Annotated in this window: 12 protein-coding genes and 4 pseudogenes; 6 read left to right on the top strand and 10 right to left on the bottom strand. The window is 69.9% G+C overall.

The annotated features are described in order from the left end of the window. Window positions 1-8: 8 nt before the first annotated feature. Entirely contained in the window at window positions 9-1,238 is a 1,230-nt protein-coding gene (locus ACTMTU_RS07445) for an MFS transporter (RefSeq protein ID WP_441262690.1), read from the top strand. Here ACTMTU_RS07445 and ACTMTU_RS07440 read toward each other — a convergent pair. From ACTMTU_RS07440 to ACTMTU_RS07405, 8 genes are all read right to left on the bottom strand, one after another. After that, a complete protein-coding gene (locus ACTMTU_RS07440; RefSeq protein WP_441262689.1) occupies window positions 1,207-2,964 on the bottom strand; it encodes an NAD+ synthase in 1,758 nt (585 codons plus the stop codon). The genes ACTMTU_RS07445 and ACTMTU_RS07440 overlap by 32 nt on opposite strands. Before the next feature lie 117 nt (window positions 2,965-3,081). Further along, window positions 3,082-3,537, bottom strand: a complete 456-nt coding sequence (locus ACTMTU_RS07435) for a CBS domain-containing protein (RefSeq protein WP_441262688.1) — start codon at window positions 3,535-3,537, stop codon at window positions 3,082-3,084. Between the two features lie 186 nt (window positions 3,538-3,723). Then, window positions 3,724-4,383 (bottom strand): DUF305 domain-containing protein, encoded by a 660-nt coding sequence (locus tag ACTMTU_RS07430; RefSeq protein WP_441262687.1) that lies wholly within the window; start codon window positions 4,381-4,383, stop codon window positions 3,724-3,726. A 5-nt stretch (window positions 4,384-4,388) separates the two neighbouring features. After that, entirely contained in the window at window positions 4,389-5,036 is a 648-nt protein-coding gene (locus tag ACTMTU_RS07425; protein WP_441262686.1) for a DUF3105 domain-containing protein, read from the bottom strand. Window positions 5,037-5,107: 71 nt separating this feature from the next. Beyond that, the gene (locus tag ACTMTU_RS07420; RefSeq protein WP_441262685.1) at window positions 5,108-5,542 is read right to left on the bottom strand and encodes a hypothetical protein; all 435 of its coding nucleotides are present in this window, start codon (window positions 5,540-5,542) and stop codon (window positions 5,108-5,110) included. A 138-nt stretch (window positions 5,543-5,680) separates the two neighbouring features. After that, the gene (locus tag ACTMTU_RS07415; RefSeq protein ID WP_441262684.1) at window positions 5,681-7,795 is read right to left on the bottom strand and encodes an MMPL family transporter; all 2,115 of its coding nucleotides are present in this window, start codon (window positions 7,793-7,795) and stop codon (window positions 5,681-5,683) included. A 169-nt stretch (window positions 7,796-7,964) separates the two neighbouring features. Then, window positions 7,965-8,219 (bottom strand): hypothetical protein, encoded by a 255-nt coding sequence (locus ACTMTU_RS07410; RefSeq protein WP_441262683.1) that lies wholly within the window; start codon window positions 8,217-8,219, stop codon window positions 7,965-7,967. Further along, the gene (locus tag ACTMTU_RS07405) at window positions 8,216-8,608 is read right to left on the bottom strand and encodes an ArsR/SmtB family transcription factor (RefSeq protein WP_441262682.1); all 393 of its coding nucleotides are present in this window, start codon (window positions 8,606-8,608) and stop codon (window positions 8,216-8,218) included. The genes ACTMTU_RS07410 and ACTMTU_RS07405 overlap by 4 nt, the downstream gene beginning before the upstream one ends. 224 nt (window positions 8,609-8,832) lie before the next feature. Here ACTMTU_RS07405 and ACTMTU_RS07400 point away from each other — a divergent pair, with 224 nt between their 5' ends. After that, on the top strand, window positions 8,833-10,194 hold the full coding sequence (locus ACTMTU_RS07400; RefSeq protein ID WP_159692659.1) for a glutamine synthetase family protein: 1,362 nt from the start codon (window positions 8,833-8,835) through the stop codon (window positions 10,192-10,194). A 75-nt stretch (window positions 10,195-10,269) separates the two neighbouring features. Here ACTMTU_RS07400 and ACTMTU_RS07395 read toward each other — a convergent pair. Continuing rightward, window positions 10,270-10,761 (bottom strand): annotated as a pseudogene (locus ACTMTU_RS07395) (site-specific integrase); the annotation flags it as partial. Here ACTMTU_RS07395 and ACTMTU_RS07390 point away from each other — a divergent pair. Next, window positions 10,760-10,963: pseudogene (locus ACTMTU_RS07390) on the top strand (transposase); the annotation flags it as partial. The pseudogenes ACTMTU_RS07395 and ACTMTU_RS07390 overlap by 2 nt on opposite strands. Here the strand turns inward: ACTMTU_RS07390 and ACTMTU_RS07385 are convergent. Further along, window positions 10,960-11,859, bottom strand: a complete 900-nt coding sequence (locus ACTMTU_RS07385; RefSeq protein ID WP_441262681.1) for an aminoglycoside phosphotransferase family protein — start codon at window positions 11,857-11,859, stop codon at window positions 10,960-10,962. The pseudogene ACTMTU_RS07390 and the gene ACTMTU_RS07385 overlap by 4 nt on opposite strands. Window positions 11,860-12,069: 210 nt before the next feature. On the opposite strand from ACTMTU_RS07385, the gene ACTMTU_RS07380 reads away from it, so the two are divergent. From ACTMTU_RS07380 to ACTMTU_RS07370, 3 genes and pseudogenes are all read left to right on the top strand, one after another. Further along, complete coding sequence (locus tag ACTMTU_RS07380) at window positions 12,070-12,294, top strand: cold-shock protein (RefSeq protein WP_441262680.1); 225 nt, start codon at window positions 12,070-12,072, stop codon at window positions 12,292-12,294. A 182-nt stretch (window positions 12,295-12,476) separates the two neighbouring features. Further along, a pseudogene (locus ACTMTU_RS07375) lies at window positions 12,477-13,301 on the top strand (IS5 family transposase). 1,215 nt (window positions 13,302-14,516) lie between these two features. Further along, window positions 14,517-14,603 (top strand): annotated as a pseudogene (locus ACTMTU_RS07370) (glutamine synthetase); the annotation flags it as partial. Window positions 14,604-14,751: the final 148 nt, after the last annotated feature.

The following is a 14,751-nucleotide window of genomic DNA, read 5'->3' as shown; positions in this document are numbered from 1 at the left end:
TCCCTCCCATGCCCCTGGCGCTCCTCGCCCTCGCCGTGTCCGCCTTCGGCATCGGAACGACCGAATTCGTGATGATGGGCCTGCTGCCCAACGTCGCGGAGGACCTGGGCACCTCCGTGCCAACCGCGGGCCATCTCGTCTCTGCCTACGCCATCGGCGTCGTCATAGGAGCCCCGCTGCTCACCGGCCTCGGCTCCCGCGTCCCGCGCAAGCGGATGCTGCTGCTCCTGATGGCGCTGTTCACCGTCGGCAACCTGGCCTCCGCCCTCGCACCCGGCTTCGGCACCCTGCTCGCGGGGCGCGTGCTCGCCGGACTGCCGCACGGCGCGTTCTTCGGTGTCGGCGCCGTCGTCGCGGCGCGCCTCGTACGGGAGCACCGGCAGGCGCGTGCCGTCGCGACCATGTTCCTCGGGCTCACCGTGGCCAACATCGTCGGCGTCCCCGCCGCGACCGCGCTCGGCCAGCAGCTCGGCTGGCGCGCGACGTTCCTCGTCGTGACCGCCATCGGTCTCGTCGCCATGGCCGCCCTCGCCCGTCTCGTGCCGAGCATGCCGCTCGACGCCCACCAGGGCATCGGCCGCGAACTGCGCGCCCTCGGCGACCGGCAGGTGCTGCTCGGCCTGCTGACCGCCGTCTTCGGCTTCGCCGGAGTGTTCGCCGTGTACTCCTACCTCGCCTCGATGACGACCGGGGCGATCGGTCTGGGGGAGTCGTCCGTCACCCTCGTCCTCGCCCTGTTCGGCATCGGCATGACGCTCGGCGCGCTCGCGGCCGGCCCTCTCACCGACCGTGCGCTGCGGCCTACGCTCTACGGCTCCCTGACCGCGCTCGCGCTGGTCCTGGCCGCCTTCCCGTTCACCGTCCACGTCCCGTGGCTCGCCCTGACGACCGTCGTCGTCCTCGGCGCGGTCGGCTTCCTGACGACCACACCGCTGCAGATGCTGGTGATGCGCAAGGCCAAGGACGCCCCGACGCTCGCCTCCGCCTCCAACCACTCCGCGTTCAACCTCGCCAACGCGGGCGGCGCCTGGCTCGGCGGCGCGGCCATCGCGGCGGGCTGGGGCTGGACGTCTCCGGCGTTCGTCGGCGCGGTCCTCGCCGTCGTGGGTCTCGCGATCGCCGCCGTGGCCGGGGTGCTCGACCGGGACGGCGACGGAAAGAGGGCCTCCCGCGTGATCGCGGGAAGCCCTCTCGCACCGGAGCCGGTCAGTTCGTCGTCTCCCGCCAGCGGTTCGTGATCGGCAGCCGCCGGTCCTTGCCGAAGCCCTTCGCGGAGATCTTTGTGCCCGGCGGGTACTGGCGCCGCTTGTACTCCGCCGTGTCCACCATCCGCAGGGTCTTCGTCACCAGCGCCTCGTCGAAGCCGGCCGCCACGATCGCGTCCTTGCCCTGGTCGCGGTCCACGTACAGCTCGAGGAGCCGGTCCAGCACGTCGTAGTCCGGCAGCGAGTCGGTGTCCACCTGCCCCGGGCGCAGTTCGGCGCTCGGCGGCTTGGTGATCGACGCCTCCGGGATCGGCGGGGTCTGGCCGCGCTCCGCCGCGGCCCGGTTGCGCCACTTGGCGAGCCGGAACACGGTCGTCTTGTAGACGTCCTTGATCGGCCCGTACGCGCCGACCGAGTCGCCGTAGAGCGTCGAATACCCCACCGCCAGCTCGGACTTGTTGCCCGGCGCGAGGACGATGTGGCCCTCCTGGTTGGAGATCGCCATCAGCATCGTGCCGCGCAGCCGCGACTGGAGGTTCTCCTCCGCGAGCCCGGTCAGCCCCAGCGAACCCATGTAGGCGTCGAACATCGGCTCGATCGGTACGGTGCGGAAGTTCAGCCCCGTCCGCCGCGCCAGTTCGGCCGCGTCGCCCTTGGAGTGGTCCGAGCTGTACTTCGACGGCATGGAGACGCCGTACACGTTCTGCGCGCCGAGCGCGTCGCAGGCGATCGCGGCGACGAGGGCGGAGTCGATGCCCCCGGACAGGCCGATCAGCACGGACCTGAACCCGTTCTTGGCGGCGTACGCGCGCAGGCCGACCACCAGCGCCGAGTACACCTCCTCGTCGTCGTCGAGCCGGTCGGCGTAACCGCCCGTCAGCTCGGCCTCGTACGCGGGCAGCGGCTCCTCGGACAGCACGACGCGGTCGATGCGCAGCCCGTCGTCCACGACGCCCTCGGGCGCGTCGGCGGCCGCGGCGGGCAGCTCGAGATCCAGTACGACGCTGCCCTCCGCGAACTGCGGTGCCCGGGCCACGACTTCGCCGTCCGGGCCGACGACGATCGAGTCGCCGTCGAAGACCAGCTCGTCCTGCCCGCCGATCATCGCCAGGTACGCCGTCGTGCAGCCGGCCTCCTGGGCGCGCTTGCGCACCAGCTCCAGGCGGGTGTCGTCCTTCTCACGCTCGTACGGCGAGGCGTTGACCGAGATCAGCAGCCCGGCCTTCGCGCTGCGGGCGGCGGGCACCCGGCCGCCGTCCTGCCAGAGGTCCTCGCAGATCGCGAGTGCCACGTCGATGCCGTGGACCCGGATCACGGGCATGGTGTCGCCCGGCACGAAGTAGCGGAACTCGTCGAAGACGCCGTAGTTGGGCAGGTGGTGCTTGGCGAAGCTGAGCGCCACCTCACCGCGGTGCAGCACCGCGGCGGCGTTGCGCGGCGACCCGGCGGGCTGACCGTACCGGGGCCGGCCCGTCTCCGAACGGTCCAGGTAACCGACGATCACCGGGAGTTCGCCGAACCCCTCGGAGTCCAGGCGGGCGGCGAGCGCGCGCAGCGTGGCACGGGAGGCTTCGACGAAGGACGAGCGCAGCGCGAGGTCCTCGACGGGATAGCCGGTCAGCACCATCTCGGGGAAGGCGACGAGATGCGCCCCCTGCTCGGCGGCGTGCCGGGTCCAGTGCACGATCGCCTCGGCGTTGCCGGCGAGGTCACCGACGGTCGAGTCGATCTGATTCAGAGCGAGGCGTAGTTGAGGCACGGGCCCAGTGTAATCGTCTTTCTGACGCGATGTCCTTCAGGGTGATGCGCGGCACATCGCCCCACGACACGGCCGAAGGGGGGCGGGCCGTGCCGGTCCCGCCCCCCGGCAGGGCCGTCAGGTCATGGAGCCCGCGCTCTTCAGACGCTCCGTGCCGCTCTCCGCGTAGACACGCTCCGCCCAGCCGGCGATCTGGTCCTCGCTCAGGTGCTGCGCCAGGTCCGCCTCGCTGATCATCCCGACCAGCCGCTTGTTCTCGATCACCGGCAGCCGCCGGATCTGGTGGCCCTGCATCTCCCGCAGCACCGCCGACACGTCCGCGCCGGCGTCGATCCAGCGCGGGGTGCCCTTGGCCATCTCACCCGCCGTGACCTTGGACGGGTCGTGGCCCATCGCGACGCAGCCGACCACGATGTCACGGTCGGTGAGGATGCCGCACAGCCGCTCGTCGGCGTCGGCGATCGGCAGCGCGCCGACGTTCAGCTCCCGCATCAGCTGCGCCGCCCGGTCGAGCGTCTCGTGCGAGGGGATCCACCGGGCCCCCGGGTGCATGATGTCCTTCGCAGTGGTCATGGGTCGTGCCTCCTGGATGCCGTAAGGCCCCGAGCCACCTCATTCTCGTGGCGCCGTACGGCGTACGCGACCGCAGCCGCCCGCGCCTGCGCGGCACCGGCCGCCCGCACCCCGCGAGCACCGGAACGCGCACGGCCCCGTCCCGGAGAGGTCCGGGACGGGGCCGTGGGCGAACCGCGACGCGTGTCAGGTGCGCGGCTCCGCGCCGCGGCGGTGCAGCAGATCGACCATCAGCTCGACCTCGGACGCCTGCGCGTCCACCATGCCCTGCGCCAGATCGCGCTCCACCTCGACCGTGCACTGCTCGACGCAGCCCTTGGCCATGGCGATCCCGCCGTTGTGGTGGATGATCATCAGCTGGAGGTAGAGGACCTCCGCCTCCTTGCCGCTGAGCCGCCCCAGCCGCTCGAGGTCGGCCCTGCTCGCCATGCCGGCCATCAGCGAACCGTCCTCGGCCCCGTGTCCGCCACTGTGGGCGCCGTGGCCGGAGCCTCCCGAGGCCATCCATCCCATCGGCTCGGCGTCCGCGTCCACCTTCGGCAGACCCCACAGGTCCAGCCAGCCCAGCATCATGCCGCGCTGGTTGGCCTGCGTGTTGGCGATGTCGTACGCGAGCCTGCGCACTTCCTCGTCCTTCGTCCGGTCACGGACGATGAACGACATCTCCACCGCCTGCTGGTGGTGGACGGACATGTCACGGGCGAAACCGGCGTCCGCGGACGCCCCCGCCGGCGTACGGTCCGCGGCAGCGGATCCGCTGCTCCCCGCGGAGGCCACCGTGGCCGCCCCCGCGAAGAGCAGCGCGAGCACCACCGCGGTGACGGCGGCCCAGTGCGTACGCGTCATGCCCCTCACTTGCCGCTCAGTCCGCCCGTGCAGGCCGCGCCCGGCTCGGGCGTCTGCGGGCCCTGCACGTACTTGGTGAAGAACTGGCTGACCCGCTTGTCGTCGGCCGAGTCGACGGTCACCTGCTTGCCCCAGGCGCTCAGCATGATCGCGCCCTGCTGGTCCTTGTACGGGCTCATCAGCGTGTACGGCGTCTTCTTGACCTTCTCGGCCAGCTTGTCCACGTCACCCTTGGCGGCCTTGTCGGTGTACGTCACCCACACCGCGCCGTGCTCCAGCGAGTGGACGGCGTTCACCTCGGGGATCGCCTCCTTGTAGACGTCGCCGTTGCAGTTCATCCACACCTGGCTGTGGTCGCCGCCGACCGGCGGCTTCATCTCGTAGGAGACGGCCGTCTCGACGTGGTTGCGGCCGAGCTTCTTCGCGTCCCAGGACTTCTCGTCCTTGACCGGGGCCTTCGCCTCGGCCACGCGCTGCTCCTTCTCCTCGGACTCCTTGTTGAGGACGAAGACACCGAAGCCGACGAGGCCGGCGACGACGACGGCGCTGATGCCGACGGTGAGGATGCGGTTGCGGCGCTCACGGGACTGCTCGGCCCGGCGCATCTGCTCTATCCGGGCCCGGCGGTCGTTGGTGGTGTTACGGGAAGCCATGGTGGCGGTGTCCTTCGTGAAGTCTGCGGAATGGGGGGTTCAGCGATGCGTGCGAGGTCGTGCGGGCGGTGTCACGTCCGCAGCACCTGAAGGACGTGCAGGTCCGGGGCGCGCGCGAGCACTCCGGAACGGCCTCGGCCGCCGGAGTCGGCGGCGGGCCCGGGATGGGGGAGCGGGGTGCCCGCCTCCAGCGGACCGTCGGGCTGCGGAGGCGGCACGGTGAGCACCGCGGGGCTGAGCACCGGCAGCAGCCCGCAGCCGCCGTCGTCGTACGGGCAGCTGTACGCGGTCGCCGTGTGGGCCGCCGTCCGCTCCTGCGCCGCGGGCGTCCTCGCCTCCGCCGCATCCGTCGCCCCGGGGCCATGGGCCCGGGGAGAGGGCCTGCCGTGGTGGGCACCGGCCGGGCCGAGGCAGATGAAGAGCGCGCCGAGGAGCGTCGCCACGGCGCTCAGCAGAGCCGTGGGACGCGCGGTGCGCGAGAGGCGGTCGGTCCGCGAACCCCCCATGGCCGCAGATCGTAGTGTGCGGACGCCACAGGCACCGCAGACGGGCGGCAATTAAGGGCCGCCCGGCGACGGCGCGGGGCCCCGCCGCGATGCGACGGGCCCCGCGAGGGCCGTGTGCCCCGGACTGTATTGGGGGCGTCAGACCCGTTCCGGCGCGCGCCCGGCCGGCGCCGGCCGCTCCGCGGCGGCCTCCGCCCGTGCCCCGGCCCTGAACAGCCGGCCCGGCCACCAGAACCAGCGGCCCAGGTCGAGGGCGAGCGCGGGCACCAGCACCGTACGGACCAGGAACGTGTCCAGGAGGACGCCGATGCCGACGAGGGTGCCCATCTGCGCCATCGTCACCAGCGGCAGTCCGGCGAACACCGCGAACGTCGCGGCGAGCACGACGCCCGCGCTGGTGATGACCCCGCCGGTGGTCGTCAGGCCCTCCAGCACCCCGCGTGCCAGGCCGAGCCGCTCCGACTCCTCCCTGACGCGGTGCATCAGGAAGATGTTGTAGTCGATGCCGAGGGCGACGAGGAACACGAAGCCCATCAGCGGCAGCGACCAGTCGACACCGGCGAAGCCGAGCACATGCTCGAACAGAAGATTCGAGGCGCCGAGCGCCGCGAAGTACGACAGCACGACCGTCGCCAGCAGCAGCACGGGGGCGACGATCGCCCGCAGCAGCCACACCAGTACGAGCAGGACCACCAGCAGCACCACCGGGATCACGGTCCGCAGGTCACGGTCGGCGGCACGCTGGGTGTCCAGGGTCTGCGCGGTCGTGCCGCCGACCAGGGCGCCGGCCCCCTCCACGTCGCCGACGGCGGAGCGCAGCGCGTCGACGGTGTCCTTGGCCGCGTCGCTGTCCGGAGCGTCCTCCAGGACGACGGACAGCGTGGCGAGTTCGCCGTCGGGCGTGCGGTCACCCGCGTCGACCCGGGCGACGCCCGGCACCTTCGTGGCGGCGGCCTCGACAGCGCCGGCCTGCGCCGCGTTCGTGACGATCTTCGCGGGGTCGGAGGCGCCCGACGGGAAGTGGGCCGAGATCCGCTCCTGGGCGACGACCGACTCGGGCTTGTCCTGGAACATCTCCGACTGGGTGAGCCCCATGTTGATGCCGAACGCGCTGAGCGCCAGCACACCCGTGACGCCGACCGACATCAGCCACGACCAGCGCGGACGCCGCGCGACGGCCGCACCGGTACGGGACCAGACGGTGACCGCCTTCCGTGCGGGCGTGCCGTGGCGCGGCACGAAGGGCCAGAACACCCAGCGGCCCGCGATCACCAGCAGCGCCGGCAGCACGGAGACCATCGCCAGGAAGCCGCAGACGACGCCGATCGCGCCGACCAGCCCCAGCGAGCGGGAGGAGTTGATGTCGGCCAGCGACAGGCAGGCCAGTCCGACGGCGATGGTGCCGGCGGAGGCGAGGACCGCCGGCCCCGAACGCCGCAGCGCGAGCCTCATCGCCACGTGCCGGTCCTCGTGGCGGTGCAGCTCCTCCCGGTAGCGGGCGATCAGCAGCAGCGCGTAGTCGGTGCCCACGCCGAAGACGAGGACCATCAGGATGCCGGCGCTCTGCGGATCGACGGGCAGCCCCGCGTACTTCGCCAGCAGATAGGTGCCGACCTGGGTCAGTACGGCGGCGAAGCCGACCGACAGCAGCGGGAACAGCCACAGCACCGGGCTGCGGTAGGTGATCAGCAGCAGCACGGCCACCACCAGACCGGTGGCGATCATCAGGGTGGCGTCGAGCGTGTCGAACACCGCGACCTGGTCCATCAGCGAGCCGGCCGGCCCGCCGACCGCTACGTCCAGACCGGGCGGGGCGTTCGCGCCGGCGATGTCGCGGATCTCCTCGACCCGGTCGCCGAGCTCGTCGGACAACGGTACGACCACCATCAGGGCCCTGCCGTCGTCGGACGGCAGCACGGGCGACAACTGCCGGCCCTCGGCGACATGCGGGGCGAAGGCGCGGCGGTCCGACTCGGCCGCGGCGCGGTCACCGGCGGCGAGCGGCCGGTCGGCGCTGTATACGACGACGACGGGCATCACCTCGTCGGTGCGGAACTTTTCCAGCTCCGTGTTGACCGCGGCCGATTCGGCCCCCCGCGGCAGGAAGGCATTCGGTCCGGTGTCCTCGACCTCGCCGAGTTTTCCGGCGAGCGGGCCGAGGGCCACGACGACGACGATCCAGCCGAGCAGGACGAGCCATTTGGTGCGTCGGCCGCCGGGCGCCGAGGCCAGGCGCTTGAGCAGCGCTTTCATGAGTAGTCTCCTGAGTGTGGAGTGCGGGACGCACGGAGCCCGCGCCGCGGCGTGACGGGTTTGCAGACCTGCCGTGGCGTGGGGGAAGTGCCTGGGACTTGTGCTTCACGGGTACGGCCGGGAGTTGCAGCTCCTGGCCGTACCGCCTTCGCGATACGTGCTCGCGGCCCTACTCGATCTCGCGCATCATCTTCTCCATCGAGGAGAGCGACACGCGGGTCTGCGTCAGCTCGTCGAGCGTGCGCCGGTGCAGTTCGGTGCTGTCCTCGAGCAACTGCGCGTACTTCTGCGCGAGTTTGCGGTACTCGGTGTCCCGGGTCGCCAGTACGCGGGCCCGCCAGGTCGCGGCGACCTGCCAGACGATGACGATGCACAGCAGGAACACCCCGGCGGCACCGACCGCTCCCACGATGTCGCCGCTCATTTCGCCGTCTCCTTCATCGTGTCCTTCTCCGTGTCCTTGCCCTTGTCGTCCTTGGCGTCGTCAGTGAGCGTGCGCGCGGCTCTCGCGACGACCTCAGGGGTCAGCGCGTAGCAGAACGGCGTCAGCTCGAAGAACTTCATCGCCTTGCCTCCCTCGGACAGCTCGAGCTCGCCACGGACCAGTCCCGCCGCCTCCAGCCGCTGCAGATGCATGTGCAGCAGGGGGCGACCGATGGCCAGCTCACGGGCGAGCCGGCTCACGTAGTCGCGGCCGTCGAAGAGGGCGGCGACGATGCGCATCCGGTGCGGATTGCCCAGGGCGGTGAGGATCTTCAGCAACGCGTCGCCCGTGAGCTCCGGTCCCGGTGCCGGGGCCGGGTTCTCGCTCATCGCGCCCCCTTGGCTCGTATGTGTCAGTTCAAACTGACACGCCCGCCAGTACGTGTCAAAGAAACCTGACACATGTCCGGGAGGAGTGAGGGGGGGCCTCAGGGTCGTCTCGGGGTGGGCCCTGACCCACAATGGGCACAGCCGCGTGCGCAACCTCCCCGAAACCCGCGGATGGGATGCTCCAGGGAGCAGGCACGCGCCGTGACGGGCAAGGATGGGTGGAAATGGACAAGCAGCAGGAATTCGTGCTCCGCACGCTCGAGGAGCGCGACATCCGCTTCGTACGCCTGTGGTTCACCGACGTGCTCGGCTTCCTGAAGTCGGTCGCCGTGGCACCGGCCGAGCTGGAACAGGCCTTTGACGAGGGGATCGGCTTCGACGGCTCCGCGATCGAGGGCTTCGCCCGGGTGTACGAGTCCGACATGATCGCGAAGCCGGACCCCGGGACCTTCCAGATCCTGCCCTGGCGCGCGGAGGCGCCGGGCACGGCCCGGATGTTCTGCGACATCCTGATGCCCGACGGCTCACCGTCCTTCGCGGACCCCCGCTTCGTGCTCAAGCGGATCCTCGCCAAGACCTCGGACCTGGGCTTCACCTTCTACACCCACCCCGAGATCGAGTTCTTCCTGCTCAAGGACAAGCCCGTCGACGGCAGCCGCCCCACGCCCGCCGACAGCTCCGGCTACTTCGACCACACCCCGCAGAACGTGGGCATGGACTTCCGCCGACAGGCGATCACCATGCTGGAGTCCATGGGCATCTCGGTGGAGTTCAGCCACCACGAGGGCGCGCCCGGGCAGCAGGAGATCGACCTGCGCTACGCGGACGCGCTGTCCACGGCGGACAACATCATGACGTTCCGCCTGGTCATGAAGCAGGTGGCGCTCGAGCAGGGCGTGCAGGCCACGTTCATGCCCAAGCCGTTCTCGGAGTACCCGGGCTCCGGCATGCACACCCACCTGTCGCTCTTCGAGGGCGACCGCAACGCCTTCTACGAGTCCGGCGCCGAGTACCAGCTCTCCAAGGTGGGCCGCTCCTTCATCGCCGGCCTGCTGCGGCACGCCGCCGAGATCTCGGCCGTCACCAACCAGTGGGTCAACTCCTACAAGCGGATCTGGGGCGGCTCCGCCCGCAGCGCCGGCGCGGGCGGCGAGGCCCCCTCGTACATCTGCTGGGGCCACAACAACCGCTCGGCCCTGATCCGCGTCCCGATGTACAAGCCGGGCAAGACCGGCTCCGCCCGCATCGAGGTCCGCTCCCTGGACTCCGGCGCGAACCCGTACCTCTCGTACGCCGTCCTGCTCGCCGCCGGCCTCAAGGGCATCGAGGAGGGCTACGAGCTCCCCGCGGGCGCGGACGACGACGTCTGGGCCCTCTCCGACGCGGAACGCCGCGCCATGGGCATCGCCCCGCTCCCGCAGAACCTGGGCGAGGCGATCGACCTCATGGAACGCAGCGAGCTGGTGGCGGAGACGCTGGGCGAGCACGTCTTCGACTTCTTCCTGCGCAACAAGAAGCAGGAGTGGGAGGAGTACCGCAGCGAGGTGACGGCCTTCGAGCTGCGCAAGTCGCTGCCGGTGCTGTAACCGCAGGTCAGCGCTGGTACCGCCTGTCCAAAGCACTCCGGGCCGACGGTCTCGTACCGTCGGCCCGGAAGCGTCCTACTCGCCCTGGGCCGTCTCTGGGCCGTCCGGTGTCGAAACGATTCCCTCGTACATGCTGTCCACGGCCCTGCGCGTGCGCCCGTCGCTGCTCGGCATCAGGTGTGTGTACACCCGCAGCGTGAACCCCGGGTCGCTGTGTCCGAGGTACTGACTCAGCGCCTTGATGTTCTCGCCGGCATCCAGCAGGACGGAGACGTAGAAGTGCCGGAGCGCGTGCATGCCGTGCTCGCGCGCGGCCTGGTGCCGCTCGCCCGTCTTCGGCTCGGGGATGACGCCGGCCGCCACAAGGGCGGGCTTCCACACCCTCGTATTGAAGTCGGTACGGCGGACGGCTCCGCCGCCGTCGATACGCGTGAAGAGCAGCCGCTTGGTGACCAGGGGGCCGTCGGGCCGCAGCCAGGGCAGCGTGACGGCGACAGGCGGGAATTCCTCTCTGTGCTGCTTGCGAGCGTGCGCCACGCGATCCGGCAAGGGGACGTCGCGCTCCCTGATCGCCCGCCGCGGCACACCACACGGCACCGGCCTGGGCACCTACCGCTGGGTGATCGAGCGGAGCTTCGCGTGGCTGCACGGCTTTCGACGTCTGCGGATCCGCTGGGAACGGCGGGCCGACATCCACGAAGCGTTTCTCAAACTTGCTTGCTGCCTGATCACCCACCGGCAGCTCCGTTCATGGTGTTGCCGTTGTTAGCCGACGAGGGCTTGGGTGATCTGCCTGGTCGTCTGCGCGGCGACCCGGGGGTTGACGGCGGCGTAGGAAGTGTAGGCGTTCAGGCCGGTAGCCAGGACCCAACCGCGCCCCCGCATCCAGGTGGCATCGTCCACGCCGAGCGCATCGCGGAAGGCGGCTCGGCTGTTTGCCGACATCAAGGTGAAGGCGATCACCAGGTCGCAGGCCGGGTCGCCTATGCCGAGCCCGCCGAAGTCAATGACGGCGCTGAGGCAGCCGTTGGAGGTCAGCAGGTTGCCGGTGTGGAAGTCGCCGTGAAACCACACCGGAGAGCGGTCCCATCCGGGTGCGCTCAGTGCCGCGTTCCACAGTTCCGTCATCGCTGTTTTGTCGAACACGCCGTCTACCTCGTCGATGGCGACCCGCGTCGCGCGGTCCCGGTCGGACAACGGACGGCCGGTGAGGGCTTCCCTGGTGTCCCCGGCGGGGATGTCCTTGAGTGGGAACCGCTGCAAGGCGGCCAGGAACTGAGCCAGTTCAATTGCCGCCTTGGAGGAGTCGCCCAGTGCGTCAACGGTCGCCACCTCGCCGTCCAGCCAGCGGGACACCGCCCATGGCCACGGATAACCGAAGCCGGGGCCGCCCACTCCCACTGGTACCGGGATGGCCAGGGGAAGGTGCGGGGCGAGTCGGGGCAGCCACTGGAATTCCTTCCTGGCCTGCCCGATAGCTCCGGGATGGCGCGGAAGCCGGACGGACAGCTCCTCGCCCAACCGGTAGATCACATGATCGGAGCCAGCGGGGTTGAGCAGCTTCAGGGCCAGCCCCGCCCACTGCGGGAACTGAGTGTCGACCAGGCGCCTGACCAGCGCCTCATCGATCTGAGGGCGTGTGTCCGCAGTTCTCGCAGCTACCAAGAACAACTCCCGTGGCCGGCCCGCTCCGTGCGACGGGCAGTCGCAGCCATCACAGTGGTTCACGGCTGCGTCTGTCGACCGATTTTGCGGCGCACGGCAACCGTGTCGAGGCGTGGCCTGCATGCCGGCATCACAGACACTGAGAGGTGATCCACCTCATTGAGTCAACTGCTGTAAGTCGGCGCAGACCGAACCCGTAAAGTTCCCCGCATGGTGACTGCGACTGTCCGCGAGTGGCACGACGAGGAAGGGTGGGGCGTGCTCGACTCCCCGGAGACACCAGGCGGTTGTTGGGGCCACTACTCCCATATCCAGATGGAAGGGTTCCGCATGCTGTCGCCGGGACAGCGGGTAGATCTCCACTGGGAAGCCCCTGGCTTCAAGCAAGACGGGTACGACTACCGGGCGGTGGACATCGTGCCTCGGCCAGCCTGACAGCCATGCTTGACTCAACGACGGCAGACAGCAGCAGCTACAAGTGGTCCATGACGACCTTGCCTCCCAGGCATCCGGAGCTCGTGAAGCCGCGTTGATCGAACTCCCTAAGCTAAGAACTCCTAACGAATGATCTTCGAAGTGGCTGGATCACTCCGGGACTGCTGATCCGGAGGTGTGCGGTGGCGCGGCCGAAGCCGTGGGAAGTCGATGACGAGTTGTGGGCTGTGGTCGAGCCGCTGTTACCCAGGGTGGAACGTCGGGCCCGGCATCCGGGACGCATGCGGCATCCGGACCGGCTGGTGTTCCAGGGCATCCTGTTCGTGCTGCACACCGGCATCGCCTGGGAACATCTGCCGCAGGAGCTCGGCTTCGGCTCGGGCATGACCTGCTGGCGCCGGCTGGCGGAGTGGACCGAGGCCGGAGTGTGGCCCCGGCTGCACGAGGTCCTCCTGGCCGAACTCCGCGGCGCGAACGCTCTGGATTTCTCCCGGGCGGCGGTCGACGGCTCCCACATCCGCGCGTTAAAAGGGGACCCAAGACAGTACGAAGCCCCGTTGACCGGGGCAGGGCGGGCAGCAAACACCACCTGATAACCGATGCCACCGGCATCCCGCTTGCCGCCACCCTGACCGGCGGCAATCGCAACGACGTCACCCAGCTCATCCCGCTGCTGCAGGCCGTGCCACCGGTGCGGGGCAAACGCGTCCGGCCCCGGCGTCGCCCGGACGTGGTGCTCGGTGACCGCGGTTACGACCACGACAAGTACCGCCGCCTGGTCTGGGACCTCGAGGTGAAGCCAGTGATCGCTCGCCGTGGTACCGAGCACGGCTCCGGCCTGGGCACCCAGCGCTGGATCGTAGAGCGCACGTTCGCCCACCTGCACTGGTTCCGCCGTCTACGCATCCGCTGGGAGATACGCGACGACATCCACGAAGCCTTCCTCAGACTCGCGTTGCGCTTTGATCTGCTGGAGGCGGCTCAGGTCGTTGCGTGGGCAACCCTAGAAGGGGGGCCAGCAGGAACCGGGGGGAGGCGTGGGATTAACACGATTCCCGCGACGCATTTCCAACGGCCAGCGCTGGTCAATCACGGCCGCGGCCTCCTTGCAGGCGCCACACGCGTTGCTCCGATCCGGCATCCACCAGTACGGAGAGACCGAGAGGCCCTCGTGTTCTATGCCGCACAGGGTCGCGCCGGAACCTGTGTAGGCGTAGGCCGTGTCGTAGGCATGAGCCACGTTCTCAGGGAGGCTCGGTGATTCTGCCCGCTCCCAGCGCCCGTACATGGGCTGGTACTGCGGCCGTGAAACCTCACGGGGATCATGTCCCAGCTCGGTCCACGCGTAGCACCAGGAGCAGAACCACCGCTCCTTCACCGGCAAGTCCCACGCCGCTCGAGGTTCCGCTACCGGCGCCTGCCGCATCTCGTGTCCACACACATCACACGTCACAGCCGGATCCTGCCATGGCAACTCCACACCTACCCCTGGCAGCAGGGCCCTCGGCCGAACCGCATTCCGATAGGGGTTCTTGAGCCATCTGCGCACCGCCCGCCCATCCCAACGCCGCTGGCTGCGCCGCCACCACCCGGACATCACCGAAGCAGAGGTCCACCGCGCACTGGAATGCCTGCGCACATACGCTCTAGTCACCCAGGACACCGCCACCGCCCCCATACGTATCCACGCTCTAACGGCCGCGCGGCACGGGAAACGATCCCGCAGGGCACGCTGGCGACCATCGCCCGTACGGCGGCTGATGCGATCACGAGTTTGTGGCCGGTCCACGATCACGAGGAACGGGAACTGTCTGCCCTTTACGCGCCAACACGGTCCACCTCGACCGGCTCACTCGCCCGGCCCTGTGGAAGCCGGAAGCCCGCCCGTCCATCTTTCAAGTCAGCCAAAGCCTCACTGACGCCGGGCTGATCCAGCAGGCCCTTGCGTACGACGAGACGGTCGTTCTCCACAGCAGCGAGATCCTGGGCGCCGACCACCCCGACACCCTCACCGCCCGCCACAACCTCCAGTGCGGGGCCTCACGCATTCGGGGCGGTGTGGACGGGGCTGGTCGGCCAGCGGAAACACCCATCCTCTGGGCCGTCTGTGGGCCGTCTGAGGGTGGCCTGCGATGACCAACGACGACCAGTGACGGCCGTTGCGCTTGTGGTCACCAAGGGGGCTGGGCGCGGTGTCGGAGGCCGACCGTCCAGGCAGCAACTTCCTGCGCAACAAGAAGCAGGAGTGGGAGAAGTACCGCAGCGAGGTGACGGCCTTCGAGCTGCGCAACTCGCTGCCGGTGCTGTAACCGCGGGCGGGAGCGCAGTTCGAGCCCTGCCGCATCGCCGGGCCGGCGGTCGTGGACCGTCGGCCCGACGGCGTGTCCGGCCGGGCGCCTGCGGATGCGGCCCACGCGGCCCCCGGAGGCCCCTCCAATCGCGGGTGGAAAACGGACC

Origin of the sequence: Streptomyces sp. OZ13 (assembly GCF_052068155.1) — a bacterium.
Taxonomy (GTDB): Bacteria; Actinomycetota; Actinomycetes; order Streptomycetales; family Streptomycetaceae; genus Streptomyces.
This window is presented reverse-complemented; position numbering and strand designations above follow the sequence as displayed.

What these genes read in the sequence shown, in the direction of transcription:
- ACTMTU_RS07445 (WP_441262690.1), top strand. Translation starts at nt 9, where the DNA reads ATGCCCCTGGCGCTCCTCGCCCTCGCCGTGTCCGCCTTCGGCATCGGA.
- ACTMTU_RS07435 (WP_441262688.1), bottom strand. Translation starts at nt 3,537, where the DNA reads ATGACCACTGCGAAGGACATCATGCACCCGGGGGCCCGGTGGATCCCC.
- ACTMTU_RS07430 (WP_441262687.1), bottom strand. Translation starts at nt 4,383, where the DNA reads ATGACGCGTACGCACTGGGCCGCCGTCACCGCGGTGGTGCTCGCGCTG.
- ACTMTU_RS07425 (WP_441262686.1), bottom strand. Translation starts at nt 5,036, where the DNA reads ATGGCTTCCCGTAACACCACCAACGACCGCCGGGCCCGGATAGAGCAG.
- ACTMTU_RS07420 (WP_441262685.1), bottom strand. Translation starts at nt 5,542, where the DNA reads ATGGGGGGTTCGCGGACCGACCGCCTCTCGCGCACCGCGCGTCCCACG.
- ACTMTU_RS07415 (WP_441262684.1), bottom strand. Translation starts at nt 7,795, where the DNA reads ATGAAAGCGCTGCTCAAGCGCCTGGCCTCGGCGCCCGGCGGCCGACGC.
- ACTMTU_RS07410 (WP_441262683.1), bottom strand. Translation starts at nt 8,219, where the DNA reads ATGAGCGGCGACATCGTGGGAGCGGTCGGTGCCGCCGGGGTGTTCCTG.
- ACTMTU_RS07405 (WP_441262682.1), bottom strand. Translation starts at nt 8,608, where the DNA reads ATGAGCGAGAACCCGGCCCCGGCACCGGGACCGGAGCTCACGGGCGAC.
- ACTMTU_RS07400 (WP_159692659.1), top strand. Translation starts at nt 8,833, where the DNA reads ATGGACAAGCAGCAGGAATTCGTGCTCCGCACGCTCGAGGAGCGCGAC.
- ACTMTU_RS07380 (WP_441262680.1), top strand. Translation starts at nt 12,070, where the DNA reads ATGGTGACTGCGACTGTCCGCGAGTGGCACGACGAGGAAGGGTGGGGC.